The organism is Moraxella sp. ZY200743 (assembly GCF_050885545.1).
Classification (GTDB): Bacteria; Pseudomonadota; Gammaproteobacteria; order Pseudomonadales; family Moraxellaceae; genus Moraxella; species Moraxella haemolytica.
Genome location: NZ_CP091313.1, coordinates 50,038 through 67,590 on the forward strand (window position 1 = coordinate 50,038; position 17,553 = coordinate 67,590).

At 42.6% G+C, this 17,553-nt stretch carries 11 protein-coding genes and 1 pseudogene; 8 read left to right on the forward strand and 4 right to left on the reverse strand.

The features are described from left to right. Nucleotides 1-283: 283 nt before the first annotated feature. Nucleotides 284-460, reverse strand: coding sequence for a hypothetical protein (locus L3D27_RS00210; protein ID WP_432481230.1), 177 nt, complete (start codon nucleotides 458-460; stop codon nucleotides 284-286). Between the two features lie 36 nt (nucleotides 461-496). On the opposite strand from L3D27_RS00210, the gene L3D27_RS00215 reads away from it, so the two are divergent. Then, complete coding sequence (locus L3D27_RS00215) at nucleotides 497-1,408, forward strand: pseudouridine synthase (RefSeq protein ID WP_432481231.1); 912 nt, start codon at nucleotides 497-499, stop codon at nucleotides 1,406-1,408. A 120-nt stretch (nucleotides 1,409-1,528) separates the two neighbouring features. Then, the gene (gene rraA, locus L3D27_RS00220) at nucleotides 1,529-2,029 is read left to right on the forward strand and encodes a ribonuclease E activity regulator RraA (protein ID WP_373628459.1); all 501 of its coding nucleotides are present in this window, start codon (nucleotides 1,529-1,531) and stop codon (nucleotides 2,027-2,029) included. 163 nt (nucleotides 2,030-2,192) lie between these two features. Here the strand turns inward: rraA and L3D27_RS00225 are convergent, their stop codons facing one another. Together L3D27_RS00225 and L3D27_RS00230 are read right to left on the reverse strand one after the other, a co-directional pair. Continuing rightward, nucleotides 2,193-3,347: an RNA-guided endonuclease InsQ/TnpB family protein gene (locus L3D27_RS00225; RefSeq protein ID WP_432481232.1), complete on the reverse strand. Its 1,155-nt coding sequence runs from the start codon at nucleotides 3,345-3,347 to the stop codon at nucleotides 2,193-2,195. Then, nucleotides 3,344-3,941 (reverse strand): annotated as a pseudogene (locus L3D27_RS00230) (IS607 family transposase). The gene L3D27_RS00225 and the pseudogene L3D27_RS00230 overlap by 4 nt, the downstream one beginning before the upstream one ends. A gap of 371 nt (nucleotides 3,942-4,312) precedes the next feature. Between L3D27_RS00230 and sstT the strand changes: the two are divergent. The 6 genes from sstT to L3D27_RS00260 all read left to right on the forward strand — a co-directional run bounded on the left by sstT (nucleotide 4,313) and on the right by L3D27_RS00260 (nucleotide 15,769). Continuing rightward, nucleotides 4,313-5,524: a serine/threonine transporter SstT gene (gene sstT / locus L3D27_RS00235; protein ID WP_284673718.1), complete on the forward strand. Its 1,212-nt coding sequence runs from the start codon at nucleotides 4,313-4,315 to the stop codon at nucleotides 5,522-5,524. Between the two features lie 185 nt (nucleotides 5,525-5,709). Beyond that, entirely contained in the window at nucleotides 5,710-6,621 is a 912-nt protein-coding gene (locus L3D27_RS00240; protein WP_284673719.1) for a LysR family transcriptional regulator, read from the forward strand. A gap of 178 nt (nucleotides 6,622-6,799) precedes the next feature. Continuing rightward, nucleotides 6,800-7,996 carry an aromatic amino acid transaminase gene (locus L3D27_RS00245; RefSeq protein WP_432481233.1) on the forward strand — a complete coding sequence of 399 codons (1,197 nt, stop codon included), beginning with the start codon at nucleotides 6,800-6,802 and terminating at the stop codon, nucleotides 7,994-7,996. Nucleotides 7,997-8,248: 252 nt separating this feature from the next. After that, nucleotides 8,249-11,137, forward strand: coding sequence for a transferrin-binding protein-like solute binding protein (locus L3D27_RS00250; RefSeq protein WP_432481234.1), 2,889 nt, complete (start codon nucleotides 8,249-8,251; stop codon nucleotides 11,135-11,137). Between the two features lie 38 nt (nucleotides 11,138-11,175). After that, nucleotides 11,176-13,995 (forward strand): lactoferrin/transferrin family TonB-dependent receptor, encoded by a 2,820-nt coding sequence (locus L3D27_RS00255; protein WP_432481235.1) that lies wholly within the window; start codon nucleotides 11,176-11,178, stop codon nucleotides 13,993-13,995. Between the two features lie 346 nt (nucleotides 13,996-14,341). Beyond that, on the forward strand, nucleotides 14,342-15,769 hold the full coding sequence (locus L3D27_RS00260; RefSeq protein WP_432481236.1) for a surface lipoprotein assembly modifier: 1,428 nt from the start codon (nucleotides 14,342-14,344) through the stop codon (nucleotides 15,767-15,769). 84 nt (nucleotides 15,770-15,853) lie between these two features. On the opposite strand, the gene L3D27_RS00265 is transcribed toward L3D27_RS00260, so the two are convergent. Continuing rightward, nucleotides 15,854-17,353, reverse strand: a complete 1,500-nt coding sequence (locus L3D27_RS00265; RefSeq protein ID WP_373628523.1) for a leucyl aminopeptidase — start codon at nucleotides 17,351-17,353, stop codon at nucleotides 15,854-15,856. Between the last annotated feature and the right edge of the window lie 200 nt (nucleotides 17,354-17,553).

The following is a 17,553-nucleotide window of genomic DNA, read 5'->3' on the forward strand; positions in this document are numbered from 1 at the left end:
CAAAAATGACATCAAAAAACTGCCAAAATTAGCAAGGTGTGCAGATATTGGCGGTTGTGCAATTGTTTATCATCATTTTATAATTAAACATAAAGCCACAGAGAAAACCCTGTGGCTTTATGTTATCTTACTTTTCCATCTACTCCATGTTTGTAATCCATCACTTATCAGCGTTCATCCATGTGGCGTATCCATTTGCCATCTCCTTGCTGATGTGCGTATTATGCCAATTTCTGATATGTATGAAAATACGCTAATATCGTAAAGTTGTGTAAGAAAATGCTTACAAGAAGTTTACCACATCGGTGGTGTCTATCTTGGCAAGCCTGCTTGTCCTTGCCATAAATATAGCTAAAAGCTGATGCCAGATGCTAAGCATTGCCAAGCTCGTTGCCCAAAATAGATAAAACACTTTATAATACCCCCATGATGACCACTGGTTCAACTCTTTATTACTCATGCTAAAGCCAAAAACTAAACCAACATTAGAAACAAAATGACAGCCAAGCCCAAAGACTTACCCATGCTAGACGGTGTATCCGCCAGTATGATTTATCTAGGGAAAATGGATGCTGTGGTGCAACCAAAGCGTCTTTTTGATTTTTTGTGCCAAAAGTTCGCCCACATTGCTGTTGATGAATGGCGACAGCGGTTTGTTGATGGGTTGGTGTTTTGGGATGATGGTGTGCCTGCTTGTATTGATGATGAGTATGACTATGGGCGGACGATTTATTATTATCGGTTTTTAAAACATGAAATCATTGTGCCGTTTTCTCATGAAATTATCTTTGAAAACCAAGAATTGATGGTGGTGGATAAGCCACATTTTTTGACCATAACACCCAGTGGTCAATATGTACAACAGACACTACTGACTCGCCTAAAAAAAGACAGTGGCAATTCCAAGTTATCGCCCATTCATCGACTGGATAAAGAAACGGCAGGGCTGATACTCATCAGTAAAAATTCTGCCACTCGTGGGCTTTATCAATCCTTATTTAAAAGCCAAAACATCAAAAAAATCTATCACGCCATAGCACCTGTTAGGCATGATTTAATGTTTCCGCTGGATTTGCACTTACATCTGGTGCGAAAAGAGCCGTTTTATACCATGAAAGTGGCAGACGGCACGCCCAATTCTCACACGCACATCACCCATCTTCAGACAAGGGGCGACTGGGCAAAGTATGAACTATATCCCACCACAGGCAAGTTACATCAGTTGCGTGTGCATCTAAGTCATCTGGACATTCCCATCAAAAACGACCCATATTACCCTACGGTACGCCATAAAGCACCTGATGATTTTGGTTCACCGTTGCAACTGCTAGCAAAGTCGTTGTCTTTTATTGATCCTATTACTGGCGAGCTGATGGCTTTTGAGTCGAAGCGTCAGTTGGAATTCTAGCTTGCAGGTATGATTGACAAAGGTGTTAGGAGATGCTAATGTGGCAAAATCCGCACAGCTGATGGCAAGATTGGCAGGTGGATGATTGATGAGACATAGATTGTTATCAAGGAGTGTGCGATGAGCGAATTTGTTACTTGTGATTTATTGGACGAAAATGAGGATAAGGATATTGGGGTTGTCAGCCCAAGCATTGACGGTAAGTGTTTTAGGAATTTTGGTGGTAAGTTGGCATTTGGCGGGCAAGCCGTTACTGTAAAATGCTTTGAGGATAATTCTCGTGTTAAAGAGCTGTTGGCAACCAAAGGTGAGGGCAGAGTGCTTGTCGTTGATGGCGGTGCTTCCATGCGTTGTGCATTGCTTGGCGATATGATTGCAAAAGGGGCAGTAGAGCAGGGTTGGGCAGGCGTGATTGTCTATGGGTGCGTGCGTGATGTTGATGAATTGGCTGTGCTTGATTTGGGTGTGCAGGCATTAGGATGTATTCCCAAAAAATCCACCAGAAAAGGTGTGGGTGAGACGGGCATTACTCTAAATTTTGGGGGTGTGAGTATCTGTGAGGGCGACTATGTCTATGCGGATAATAATGGCGTTTTGGTTTCTAAGATCAAACTATTATGATTGCCCAGATTGATGCTTTACTGTTCCTTAAAACCTATCTAAACTTACCCAAAGGCAAATTTAGCGTTTAATTTCTACTTCATCACCCATTGCTCTTGTCATTTGACTTAAGACTTACATAAGCTCCATAGACTAACACGGTAGAACCTACCGCTTGTTGAAATTAAGATAAAGTTAAGACTTTATCCGCCTGTTTTAAAATGTTTAAGCTTGCATTGACATCACGGTCATGATTTGCCTTACAATTTGGACAAGTCCAATGACGTGTTGCTAATGTCAAGTTTTCTTTAGTTACTACAAAACCACAACATGAACAGGTTTTACTACTTGGATAAAATCTGCCCACTTCTTTGACGGTTTTATTGTGTATATTGGCTTTATAAATCAGTTGTCTTTTAAACTCATAAAAACCCAAATCGCTGATAGCAAGGCTTAGTTTACGGTTTTTTACCATACCTTTGACATTTAAGTTTTCTATACAAATCACATCAAATTGTTTAACAAGCTTGCTTGTTAATTTGTGCAAAAAGTCTTTTCTGACACAACTGATTTTATGGTGCAATCGTGATAGCTTGGTTTTCGCTTTTTCACGGTTGTTACTGCCTTTTTGTTTTCTTGATAAAGATTTTGACAATCTTTGTAGTTTTTTAAGTTTGCTTTTTAAAGGTTTTGGTGCTTTAACTTTTTCGCCATTGGATAATACCGCCAAGTCTGTAACCCCTAAATCAATGCCAACACTTTTGTGTGTTTTGGTATTTAATTTTGGTAGATTGTTGATTTCTACGCCAACAGACACAAACCATTTACCGCCTTTTTTAAAAACGGTAGCATTCATCAATTTACCCATAAAACGCAAGTTTTCTGTTAATTTTACAAAGCCTAGATTTGGGATTTTTATCTTTTTGCCAATGATTTTGAACTGGTCATTGGTTAGGCTAAATCTGTCATTCACGCCTTTGGTTCTAAATTGTGGGTATTTGGCTCGCCCTTTAAAAAAGTTGTCAAATGCCTTGCCTAGCTGAATAATGGCTTCTTGTGGGGAGTATTTGGTAACTTCGCTCATAAAGGGGAATGCTTGCTTTTTTATGCTATTAAGCTGTTTTCTTAGTTTAAATTGGCTTGGGTTTTTAAGTTTGCTGTTGTCAACTTGTATGCCATTTTTTAAGCAATCATTACGGTATTTTTTATCGGCTTCGTATTGTGTTTGCCATTCATTTAACGCCCAGTTATAGGCAAAGCGAGCCACTCCGCAAGCTTTTTTAAAATATGTCGCTTGTTTGTTATTTGGAGCAAGCTCTATGATGTGTCCTAATATCATGGCTGTTCTTTGACCATTTGCTTGACTTGTTTTTTGTATTTTCTAAGCCCATACAATCGGCTACTAAAGCTATGAATGATGGCAAGCATATCTTCAACCAGCTCTTGTTGTGGCGATAGTTTTTCTTGATTGGCAACCACAATTTGACAGTTATGGCGGTTTGCCATGTGTTCAAAATAATTAAATCCAAAACGTGCAAGACGGTCTTTGTGAGCGACATACAAAGTTTTTATCTCACCAATTTCTATTCTGTCCATAAGTGATAAAAAAATTTTGCGTTTAAAGTTTAAGCCGCCACCGACTTCACTATGCCATTCATCAACGGCGATGCCTTGTGCTAAACAAAAGGTTTGCATGGCTTCTAGTTGTGATTGCAAATCGTCTTTTTGAGCATGGCTTGACACTCGGCAATAAACAACGATTTTACCTTGATTGTTTGGCTTTTCAAGATTTAAGACTTTAAATATATCATCATCAGTATAAACACGGTGGTTGGTTTCCGTTCTAAGTGGTACAAGGCGTTTTTCTCTATCCCAACGCCTCAATGTAGATACTGACACACCGTTTTTTAGCAAATTCTTTGGGTTTATACATGATTAATAACCTATCTATTTTATAGTATTATAGATAGTTTAGATATATTTTCAATGCCTAGTTAATTGCTCTAAAAACGCCTAAATAAGGGCGTTTTTTGGTTGTAGGCGGTCATTCATGACGATTAGTTTGGCTAAGGTGAGTATTTTTGTATCAATGTATCAAAGAAAATTAGGTATAATTATGGTGTTTTTTGTCAAATGACCATCGGTATGCCTAACACGATGTTTTTTGTTCAGAATTTTCTCAATGATGGAAAACGCAGTGGATGACGATTGATGTGGTAGAATGTTGGGTTTTTTGAATCTTTAAATACTTAAAAGTAAATGAGTACATGTTGGCTCATTGATCAATATTAAGCAGGAGTTTGTATGCGTGCTTTGGTAAACGCCTATCTAAAAGCAGGACTAGTACCCATGATTATTTTAGGGTTGGTGCTTGGGGCGATTGTGGGGGCGGTGTTGCCTTCGGTTGGTGCGGCTGTCGGCATTTTGGGGTCGATTTTTGTGGGTGCGTTAAAGGCAGTTGCTCCGATTTTGGTATTCTTCTTGGTGATTGCAGCGGTAACTTCTCATCGTGGCGGTGGCGATTTACGCATCAAACCTGTGTTTATTCTGTATTTGGTAGGGACATTTACTGCGGCATTGACAGCGGTTGTGGCAAGTTTTGCTTTTCCAACAGAGCTTGCACTCGTAGCGGCAGAGGGCATGGAGCAGACGCCACCACAGCATCTGAAGGAAGTCTTGACTACGCTACTAATGAATCTGGTGGCAAACCCTGTCAAATCATTGGCAGAGGCGAACTACATGGGTATCTTGACTTGGGCGATACTCATTGGCTTGGCACTGCGTCATGTCAGTGAGGCTACTCGCCAAGTGGCAACCAGTCTAAGCAGTGCCATCACAAGCGTGGTCAAGTGGATCATCGCCTTTGCTCCAATTGGTATCTTTGGATTGGTGGCGGTAACCGTCGCTGAAACAGGACTTGAAGCATTGTTTGGCTATGCTCATTTGCTAGCGGTGTTGGTGGGTTGTATGTTATTCATCGCTTTGGTGATAAACCCCATCATTGTCTTTGCCATGACTCGAAGCAATCCTTATCCGCTGGTGTTGGCGTGTCTGCGTGAATCAGGTGTAACGGCGTTTTTTACTCGTTCATCGGCGGCAAACATTCCTGTGAATATGAATCTTGCACGCAAACTTGGACTCAATGAGGAGACCTACTCAGTAACCATTCCTTTGGGGGCGACCATCAACATGGCAGGTGCTGCCATTACCATCAATGTGCTGACCTTGGCGGCAGCTCATACACTAGGTATTGATGTGTCATTTGGTTCGGCATTGTTGCTTGCCATCATTGGTAGCTTGGCGGCTTGTGGTGCATCGGGTGTGGCAGGTGGCTCACTGCTACTGATTCCGATGGCGAGCAATTTATTTAGCATTCCTAATGACATTGCCATGCAGGTGGTAGCGATTGGCTTTATTATTGGTGTGGTGCAAGACTCGGCAGAAACGGCGTTAAATTCATCAACCGATGTGCTGTTCACGGCGGCGGCTGACCCCAAATACCACTATAAGGGCTAAAAAGCCAATCATAAGAAAACCGACCATCATCAGGTCGGTTTTTGTTTTTGTGCTTGTGCATTGTATGGGTAGGTAGTGATTAACATTCAAAATAAATTGATATTATTTTTTTGTGTAACTGCTTGTATCTTGGTGATTATGATTTATAATAATAACTTATACATATATTACTAGGATTGATAATCGTGAGTACCACACTGCGTCAGCTACGAGCTTTTGTCTTGGTTGCTGAACAAAATAGCTTTACTAAGGCCGCTGAAACTTTGTGTTTGACTCAGTCTGCTCTAAGCGGTTTGATTAAAGAGCTTGAACAAAATCTAGATGTCAAGCTCTTTGACCGTACGACTCGCAAGCTAAACCTATCTGATGCAGGAATGCGACTACTGCCACAGGCTCGCCGTGTGCTAAACGAAATGTCTGTGCTAAATGAAAAAGTCTCCAATCTTAAATCCTTGCATCAAGGTCATGTGCGTTTGGCGGTCTCGCAGCAGCTTTCAGCATCTACGATGCCCAAGTTCATCGCTAAGTTTTGTGAGTTGCATCCACACATTCAAGTAACTTTGACGGATTGTTCGGTTGATGATGTGGTTGACCACATTGAGAATTTGGAAGCGGATTTGGGTGTTGCTCCTGAGCGAGCCTATTCTAACGACTTGCAGACGGATACATTATTTCGCTCACCATTTTATTTGGTACTGCCCAAGTCGCACCCTTTTGCCAATAAAGACAGCGTTCGTTGGACGGATTTGCTCAATGAACGACTAATTACCTTAAATGGACCTTTTATCAAGTCGCTACAAAATGAGCTACCTGCCCCGATTTCTAGCCGTATTTTTAATCCTGACTTTGAGGTGAATTTCTTGTCCACGGCACTAGGCATGACCAGAATGGGCTTAGGTGTTACCTTGTGTCTTTTATATGCTGCCGAATGGGTGGAACAAAACGGTCTGGTCATGCGACCCATTGCCGAACCTGTGGTAGAGAGAAATTTTTTGTTGTACACGCACAAAAACCGTTCGCTATCCCCTGCTGCGATGGCGTTTAAGGCATTTTTGATTGAAAATGCTCATGAGTTTTTGGTCAGCCACCCTAAGTAGCAAGGCTAGATGATTAAATGATGGCAGATGCGTATTGATTATACCAATTTAACTGCACAAAGTGCGTATTTTCAGTTATACTGTATCTGCTGTTATTGCTTGATGGTTTTAATGACAATTTTTTATTATTTTTTGTTTGATAACTTTGCCAATCGGCTTTTAACTCAAGGAAATTGATATGTTTAATCATGTTGAGCGTTATGCAGGCGACCCAATTTTGGGTTTGATGGATAAATTTGCACAAGACTCTCGTACCGACATTAAGGTAAATTTGGGTGTTGGCGTGTACTATACAGAAGATGGCAAGCTACCTGTGCTTGAGTGTGTCAAGACAGCCGAAGCACAAATCGCCAATCCACCACGCCCACGAGGTTATCTGCCGATGGATGGTCTGACAGGTTATAAAAAAGCCTGTCAAGAACTACTGTTTGGTAAAGACAGTCAGGCGGTAGCAGAAGGTCGAGTGGCGACGATTGCTACGCTGGGCGGTTCTGGTGCATTGAAAGTAGGTGCAGACTTTATACATCAATGGTTTCCGACTGCTAAGTGCTATGTGTCAAATCCAACTTGGGGCAATCACATCAGCATCTTTGAGGGGGCTGGTATTGAGGTGGATAAATATCCTTACTATGATGCTGCCACCATTGGTGTCAAATTTGATAAGATGTGTGAGTTCTTTAAGGGCTTAAATGAAAATGATGTGGTGCTACTGCATCCGTGTTGCCACAATCCAACAGGCGTGGATTTATCAAATGAGCAATGGGACATTGTGCTTGACATCATCAAAGACAAGAAACTCATCGCCTTTATGGATATTGCTTATCAAGGCTTTGGCGATGACATGAATGGTGATGTGTACGCCATTCGCCGTGCTGTTGAGTTGGGCTTGCCGATTTTTGTGTCAAATTCATTCTCAAAAAACCTATCTCTTTATGGTGAGCGTGTCGGTGGCTTGTCGGTGGTTGCACCATCAGCCGAAGAAGCACAACGAGTGCTAGGTCAATTAAAATTCACCGTACGCCGTATCTACTCAAGCCCACCATCACACGGTAACGCAGTGGTTGATATCGTCATGAATGATGATACTTTGTTTGCCCAGTGGGTGAGTGAAGTTTATGAAATGCGTGATCGCATTCGTGAGATGCGTCAAAAATTACAAGATACTTTGACCGCTAAATTGCCTGAGCGAGATTTTAGCTACTTTACCAAACAGCGTGGTATGTTTAGCTTTACAGGGCTGACGGCTGAACAGGTGGTGCGTCTGCGTGAAGAATTTGCCGTATATATGGTAGAAAACGGTCGTATGTGCATCGCAGGCTTGAACAATAAGAATGTTGAGTATGTCGCCAATGCAATGGCAGAAGTACTAAAATAAATAAGCGATAACTTAACCTAATCAAAAAAACCGCTCAAATTAGAGCGGTTTTTTTGATGGTTGTGCAGGAATGATGTTTGTTTTTAATTGTTATTGATAATTGTTATTGTTTTTTTATTTATTATCAAATATAATGATATTTGAGAAAGTTAATGTCAATCTTGTATTTTTTTATTACATAGGATAACAAAATGATAAGGTTGTCGTAAGTATTGACTGAATTCTGGTTTATTTTATTGCTTGGAGCTTGATATGTCTGACCCAACTTATACGCTAAAATTTACCCCATTACCTTTGGTGCTTGCCATCAGTACAGCCTTATTAACTGCCTGTGGTGGTGGCAGTTTTGGCAATCCTAATCATATTGAATCGGGCGTTAACCCACTGGTCGCACCTAAGTCTGACAAAACCCCAGATGCGTCAGACAAGAAAGAAGTTGAGAAATTATCGCCTGAACAGGCACTGATTCAACCCACAGTGGGCAGTGTCGCAGCCATTCCAAAACGAAATGTGTACTCTGATGCCGAAAAGGGAGAAGAAGAGCGAAAAGCCATTGGTGTCGCTGACATCAGCGGTGCAGATGCTGACACCATCAAAGCACTCAAAGAGAAGCTGGCTAAGCAGTACCCTAATAAAAAAATCTATGAGAATACTAAGACTAATAAAAATTATAAGTTTGTCAAGGCTGGTTGGTTATTCTCTGAATTTTATGCCACAGATCTTAATGCAGAAACAACAGACAAGCCAAACACCAGATACCACATCGGTGATGGCTATGTCTATTATTATGGCGAACAGCCAACCATGGGCTTTGCTAAAGGCAAGGCGAAATATACAGGACATTGGGATTTTTCAACCGATGCCAAAAGAGTGCGACTTACAAAGACAGATAGTGGTGATGGCAAAAAGGCAGAATTTATTGGCGGTGGTTCTGCATATGGCATGGATGGAAAGTTTGGCGACCATCTTGGTGCCACCAGTTTTGCTGAGACCTATCCTTCAGAATATGCACCGAGAGAGGGTCATCATAAAGCAGAATTTGAGGCAGATTTTGATAACAAAAAACTTACAGGCAAGCTAAGCACTCAAAAGAAAGATGCCACCAATAAGGATGCAAAGCCGTACTATGTGGACAGATACACCATCGATGCCACCATCAAAGGCAACCGCTTTACTGGTAGTGCGACTGTACCACAAGATCAAAAGGACAATAATCTTACCTTGTTTAATAAAGATGCGACCAATCGCTTAGAAGGTGGCTTCTATGGGGATAAGGCTCAAGAACTGGCAGGTAAATTCTTAACCGATGATGAGTCGGTGTTTGGGGTATTTGCTGCCAAGCAAACAGGCGATGCTGGGGAGCTTGCCAAGCACTATGATTCACTGTATGTGGATATTACCAAAGACGAAAAATTCAATCCAAGAAAGGTAAGTAGTATCAATGACTTGCTTGTCTTGGGTGATATCAGTCAGCTTGTGGTTAATTCGCAGGTCATTGATTTATTACCACAACAAGGTGGTAAGAAAGTCTCACAAAAAACGGTTGCACTGCCCACAGGTCAAAAAGCGGTCATCACTAACTTTGGCACATTAGATGGCGTGCTAAATGTCGGTCATATCGCCAAGACAGGAATAAGCAACCAAAAAACACTGTCTCAGGTCATCGAAGAGAACAAAGCACAGACAGAAGAAAGAAAAAAAGCACTGGAAGAGAAAATCGCCGCTGCTAAACAAAAAGCCAAAGATCAGTTTATGGATAAAGTAGAGAGCTTAAGAGATGAATTGCGTAATATTTTGAGTGAATATATTTTGGCGGAAGAAGAGAGGCGAGAGAAAGAAGCTTTGAGCAAAACCATCTTGAAGCAGGTGTTGTCAGGTTATGGCAAGCAAGATGGGTCGCAAGAAGAGCAACAAATTATGAAGTTGTTGGGCGAGCTGGTTGAAAATAGCGATTTTGATGAAGAAGATGGTTCAGGTGATGAAGCATTTGATAAAAGTCAAGCAGTGATTGATAAAATTATTTCCATATTCGAGAAGGGTGAAAAACACAATCCGAATGATGAGAAAAACTGGCAACACCTGATTAAAGCAGATAAAGAAGTCCTAGCTTTGGCAGAGACCGACAAAAAGAATGCAGATGATTATAGTCCTGGTGCGATTCGACTCGCACAAGACCAGTTGCGTGCTAAGATTCACCAAGATCAACAGGAGTTGAGCGACATATTGAGTGAGCATCATACATTTGCTTTGTTAGAGGATGGTCTAGCTGATGCTTCGGAAGCACAAGACATACCTGCTCGCATCAAAGCTAAGATTCTAACTTATTATAGTAATACTCACCATACTAGCATTGAAAAGAAAATTAAGACTTTTATAGATGCTATTGATGAAAAAGTCAAAGTAGCAAAAGAAGAGTTGGCAAAGGTAAGTGGGGTTGAAGCTCAGGAACAGCAAATCTTGAAAAAACTCGAGCATGATATTGAGGATTCACAAAAAGCACTGGTTGGGCTGATTGCGTCAGGTGATAAGGCTGATGTTGATAATAAGGATAATCTGATGGTTTATCTGCTCAAGATGCCACAGGTAAGAGACATGACCATTGATGATTCGCTAAATGGTTTTTATGTTCTAGGTGAGCAGACAGTAGCCAGTGAGATTCCGAAGACAGGGCAGGCTCAGTATCAAGGTGCATGGTATGGCAGAATCCATAATAATCGCAGTTGGAGCGTTACACCAGCTGAGACCAAGGCTCAGTTTGATGTTAATTTTGATAAAAAAACATTAGAGGGTACGCTCACTGAGAATAAATCTAATGATCCGACTTTTACTATCGCTGCCAAGATTGAGGGTAATACCTTCTCTGGTACAGCAATCGCCAATGAAAAAGGTATTTATGTAGATAAATATCTTGATATTGCAGGGGGCGTGATTAAACAAAATCCAGTGCTGAGTGATAATTTACAAGGCAGTTTTTATGGTAAAGATGCTAAGCATTTAGCAGGTGGTTTTTCTTTTGATGGCGTATTAACCAAATATGATGGTACGAACACTTCTGAAGATGCAATAGATACTTTAGAAACTGTGATTGGTGGCGGTGTGTTCTATGGCACCCAAGACGATAAAAAGAAAGTAACCCAATAACCCAATAGCAATCATCAAATAAAGATAAGAGGAAAAACATGAAAACTGTTAATTGTCGTTTGACTCATCTGAGTTTGGCGGTGTGTGCGGTGTTGTTCGGCGGCATCACACCGGCAATCGCTGATGATGATAAGAAAAATGAACACACCAATGTAAATGTGAACACGCCAAACATCGTGCTAGATGAGATTGCTGCGGTCATTAAAAAACGCCCAACCAAAAGAAGCGAAGAGGTAACAGGGCTTGGTAAGACGGTCAAGACCGCAGAAGAAATCAGCGAAAAACAAATCCTATCGATTCGTGATCTGGTACGAGACACCCCTGGCGTGGCTGTTGTTGAACAGGGTCGTGGAGCCAGTTCTGGATACACCGTGCGAGGCATGGATAAAAACCGTGTGGCGGTTACGGTAGATGGTCTAAACCAAGCACAGTCTTATTTGGTACAAAAACGGCAGGACGATGATGGTCGCGAAGGCAGTGGTGCGATTAACGAGATTGAGCTTGAGAATGTCAGTGCGGTGCAAATCAGCCAAGGGGCGAGCGGTACAGAATCTGGTAGTGGTGCACTAGGTGGTGCGGTGAGTTTTCGTACCAAAAGTGTCGATGATGTGCTAGATGGCGACCAAAAGTTCACTACTTTTTATAAAGGGGCGTATGCCAACCGTGATAAGCAAATCATGCACTCGGTAGGTGCTGCCTTTCGTAGCGACAAAGTAGATGCACTGGTGCAATACACCGACCGCACCAAAGATTCGGTGCAACCACACAAAGACATTCTTAAAACCCGGTATCGTGTCTGGCGTTGGGCAAGCACGCCTGAGGATTTTAAAAACGGCGGCATTGAATTTGATAAATACAAATTCGTCATTGCTGAGGAATGTGCAGACTATCAAAATAACATCGATGGCTGCCAAGCCAAACCAACTGTCTCTAGTAAGCCAGTCTCAGAGGACATGAGTGCCAAAAACTACACCGGTAAAAGCCGTGTGATGGGTGATCCGATGGACTATGAGTCGGGGTCTTATTTGGCAAAATTTGGCTATAACATCACCGATGGTCAAAGATTAGAAGCCATCTATGAAAACACCAAACAGCAGTACGATACCAGAGACATGACCAAAGAGGCGTATCATTTGGTGGACCACCCAAATCTCAAAGGCGGTCCGTTAAACGCCAGTGCGAACAGTAAAAAAGTCTATACAGGTCAAAACTATCATGAAGGCTTTGTCAAAGCAGACTTCATAGGGGCTCAATATGCTCAAGCCAGATTCATCAATGAGCGACACAACAAGACTCGTTGGGGTCTAGACTATCAGCTTAAAGGTGGTGATGTTCTGGGCGTGTTTGATAAGGCAAACATCAGCTTTGACCGTCAGTCGGTCAATATTGACAACTTTGCCATCACGAAAGCCTGCTCGGTTTATCCAAATGTGGACAAAGATTGCAAGCCAAGTCCTGATAAGCCAAATTCTAGTGAATCGACCAACCGTACGACTTACAATGAATTGCACAATTTGATTCGTGCTAATTTTGCCAAAAGCTGGCATGGCGAAAAAATCACGCACAATATCCAAGGCGGTGTCGGTTTTGATAAATTCAAATCGACTCGTGGCATTAGTGATTTGCATACCAGAAGATACCTACAAAACTTCAAATTCCTAGCTGATAAAAAGAACAAAGACGGCGAATTTATCCAAGTGTGGTCAGCGGACAAACCCACACTAGACCACCTTGATATCTGCCGAGATATGCCAGAGAGACTGGGTGAGGCTCGCAAATGTGGCGACAGTGTCATCACAGGTTATAATGCCTATGCTAGCTTAAAAGACACGATTCACTTTGGTGAGCGCACTGACTTGAGTATTGGGCTACGCCATGATAAGCACAAGTTCAACACTGATGATGACTGGACCGGTACTGGCAAATATAGTAATACTTCTTGGAATGTTGGCTTGGCGTTTAGACCGACTGACCGTATCGAACTGCTGTATCGCATCTCATCAGGCTATCGTGTCCCAAGTTTCAAAGAGCTGTTCGGCTATCGCCTAGATGGGCAAACCAAAGAACAAACAAAAACGCCACCATTTGATAGAATTTTCCGTCATGAGGTAACCAATGTGCGTCCAGAGAAAGCCTTGAACCAAGAGATTGGGGCGGTATTTGGTGGTAATTTGGGTAATTTGGAGGTCAGCTACTTTGACAACCGTTATGAGGATTTGATTGACCTAACGCTCAAAAGTTTCCCTGGTGCGACACCACTGTTGCCGAGCAACAACATTTGGGCATATCGTAACTACCAAGATGTGCATTTAAATGGCTTTACGCTGGGCGGTAAGCTGTATTTTGATGCGTTGTCAGACAAACTGCCATCAGGATTGACAGGACGATTGGCTTATCTAAGAACCAATGTCAAATCTAACAAGCTAAAAGATGTGTTTGTTAATGCAGATGGATATTTCTTAGATACCATCACGCCCACCCGTTATGTCTTGGGTCTAGATTATGCTGCTGATAGTGATAAGTGGGGCATGGGAGCAACTTGGACCTTTACAGGTGCTAAAAATGAGGACGAGCTAAAAACAAAAGCTTTCGTCCCAAGTGGAGAAAGTTATGAGCGACGGGCAACGAACGCTCGTAGTGGCAAATGGCAGACGCTAGATTTATCGGCGTTCTACCGCCCCAACCAGTATATTACTGTGCGTGGTAGCATTCAAAACGCATTGAACCATCGCTATAGCACTTGGGAATCGTTGCGTCAGACTTCTATCACTTCTGGCAATGCACACGAGCAAGGTTCGTTCAATCAGTATGCCGCCCCTGGTCGCAACTTTGTTGTATCGCTAGAGATGAAATACTAATCGCTGTAGAGCTTAGGCTTAATTCATCGTATCAGAGATTAAGCCTAAACAATAAGGCTCATACGCTTATGATATGACCTATGTACGCCCACCATATCATCAATACGATACTAAAGTGGGCGTATTTTTTTGTGGCATAAGACGATGGGTGTTAGATGTATTTTATTGTTCATGGTTACTGCTAATCAAGATTGAACCATCAATATAATTTTGCCAATGCGTAAGTTTACTGTTGGTTGTAGACTAAGTCTATTAGGTGGCTTTAGCGTTATTTGCTTTTAGGTAATATCAGATAAAAATGTGAGAAACTATCATGTGTATAAAATTTGTTGGAAAAAAAACATCTGTGAAGGTGTTATCAGGTTTGATGCTGTCATTGATGATGCAGGCTCATGCCAGTCAGATTGACGAGCAAAGCCAAGATGACAGAAGGCGACAATCTGCCTATCAGCCTTTTGTTCTGCCTGCCGTACCTGCCGATCCAGAGTTGCCTATCGCCAACCCAAAAACGCAGGCGATGATGGTTGATGAACAAGCATTGTTAGAGCAATCAGAGCTATTAGCAAGAGCGATGCTGTCAGCATTGGTATATCATCAGGCTGATGGCGTAGAGGTGCTATTGCCCATCTATGAAGCACAGCCGAAAACGCTGATAGAAGCACCAATGATTATCTGGGCGAGAGCGACCTTAGCAACCAAGAAGCAAGACCATCGGACGGCCACTGCCTTATATCAAGAGCTTGTTAAGGACTATCCTGATAACCAACTTTTTAAAGCACGACTGGTTCAAAGCCTAGTTGCCCATCGTCAGTATAAAGAAGCACACGACATCATCACGACCGACCCCATCTTAGCGGTGCAGATGGCACCTTATGTTAGGGCGATTGATGAGATGGGCAAAACAAACATTCGTATCGGAGGCAATCTGATTATTGATAAAAACATCAATAATGCACCTAGGAGCCGTGATTTGGGTGGTGGTTGGACAGCAAACGAACCCATCTCGGCACATGGCTTGGCGTCAAATGTTGGTATCTCCAAGCGATTCTTGCTAGAGCAGGGTGTATCAATCACGCCAGAGCTTGGTGTTCGCAGTAAGTTATACCGTGATGCCAAGCAGTATAATGAAGTTGCAGTACGCTCATCTTTTGGGATTGGTCTGCGTGATGATAAAGGTGGTCTTAGCATCGCACCTTTTCATGAAATCACTTATTATGCGGGGGGAGGTAAGGATAATCACAAGCTGACGCATTTTTCTGATAGTCTGGGTGTGCGTGTTAGGGCTGATAAGATGCTTGATAATGGTGGGCAATTCTCAACCCAAGCAGAAATTGCCAAAAATCGCTATCAGACTCGTAAGCATCTAGATGGGCATAGTACGAGCATTTCTCCTAGTTTTAGCAAGCGATACGCCGCTTTGGGTAATGCTTGGCTTAGTGTGGGGGCGGATTTTAACTATGTCAAAACCAAAGATAAAGATGATTCGTACCGCAGGTTTGGGCTGACAGGTGGACTCACCAAGCAGTGGCAAGATGTCGGCATGAGTGCCAATGTCAGCTATGCCAAAAGACGCTATCTAGCACCCATGCCTATTTTTAAGCAAACGCAGGTCAATGATGAATATGGTGCTGGGGTCAGCCTTTGGCATGATAAGTTAAAATACAAGAACTTTATGCCACGCCTAACTTGGCAATACCAAAAAACTGACAGTAGTATCGCCTTGTATCGCCATGATAAGAACCGAGTGTTTGTTGAAATCACAGGCAGTTTTTAGATGGTTGATGACTGTTTTTGTCAAAAATAAAACGCCCACATGAGGCGTTTTATTTATTTAGCTTGTTTGTTCAACACTCATCAATCAGCTGACTTGTGATTTTAGGTATTGCATCAACATTGGCACAGGACGACCTGTCGCCCCTTTATTGCTACCGCTAATCCATGCAGTACCTGCGATGTCAAGGTGTGCCCACGCTTGACCTTCTTTGATGAAATGCTTCAAAAAACACGCTGCGGTGATAGAGCCACCTTCACGACTGCCGATGTTTTGTAAGTCGGCGAACTTTGATTTTAGTTGGGCGGCATAACCATCATCTAGTGGCATTTGCCAAATTAGGTCGCCTGCGTATTCGCCTGCTGACTCTAGGGCAAATAGCGTGTCTTCGTCATTACTAAATACGCCTGAACGCACGCCACCTAGTGCGATGACGCACGCACCTGTCAAGGTGGCAGCATCAATGATGGTGCGTGGCTCATAGTTGTCTTGGACATAGCACAGAGCATCGCACAGTACCAGACGACCTTCGGCATCGGTGTTTAGGATTTCAACACTGGTGCCGTTCATTGCAGTAACGATGTCGCCTGGGCGAGTGGCAGTGCCTGATGGCATATTCTCAGCACAAGCAAGTACGGTAACAATATCAAGTTCAAGACCTGCTTCACACACAGCTTTGGTTGTGCCTAACATGGCGGCTGCACCACCCATGTCAAACTTCATCTCATCCATGCCTGCACCTGGTTTTAGTGAGATACCACCTGTATCAAAGGTAATGCCTTTGCCCACTAGGGCGATAGGATTGGATAGTTTGGATTTTTTGTTCTTTTTGGTTTTGCCAAAGTATTCGATGATGACCAATTTGCCTTCTTCAGCAGAGCCTTGTGAAACAGCCATGAAACAGCCCATGCCCAGTTTGGCGATTTCTTTTTCACCTAAAACGGTAACTTCAACTTTATCGCTGTATTCTTTGGCAAGTTTTTTGGCTTCTTTGGCGATGGCACTTGGGGTTAGGAGATTGGGTGCTTCATTTGCCACATCACGAGCAAGGCTTTGACCGATAAAAGTCGCTTGAGCGTACTCAAGAGCGGCTTTGTAGTCTCTTTCGCTGTCTTTGTTGTTAATGAAGTTGATGGCGGTCAGTTGGTCGGCATCGGCTTTTTGGCTCAAGTGGCGGTCAAAGCGATAACCGGCATTTAGAATGCTCAGCACAAACTGTGTGAAGTGCTTTTGGCAGATTGTATCGCCCCAGATGATGGCGGCGGATTTTTGGTTTTTAATGGCTTTGTAGGTTGCGTCCCCTACCTTTTGAATGTTGGTTGCCAACTTGTCAAGTTTGCCCACGCCGATAATGGTAATGCCGGCACGGTCGCTGTCTAGGGCATAATCACTGACGCTATCGCCCAGTGTTGCTTTAAAGCCAGACTTTGCGATTAAGGCTTTGGCGTGTTCTGTATGTTCGCTGTTGTGATTACCCAGTATTACCCCTTCGCTGTCAGCGAAAAATACCAGTTGCGGTAGTGGGTTGGTTTTGGTGGGTTTTTTTAGGGTGAGTTTTGGATTGACTTGTAGTGTTATTGACATGATGTATCCTTGTTTGATGCCGTTTGTAGTTTAAAGGGGCTGTCAAGCTGATGGAGCAATTAGCATGACAAACGCCCTAGTTTAGCACATTTAACATACATTATGGAATGATATTCATAAAATAATATTCATCAAACAAGGTGTGCATGACATGATGGGTGGTATGAAATAAATCGTTGCGTTTTTATGGCTAAAAATAACAA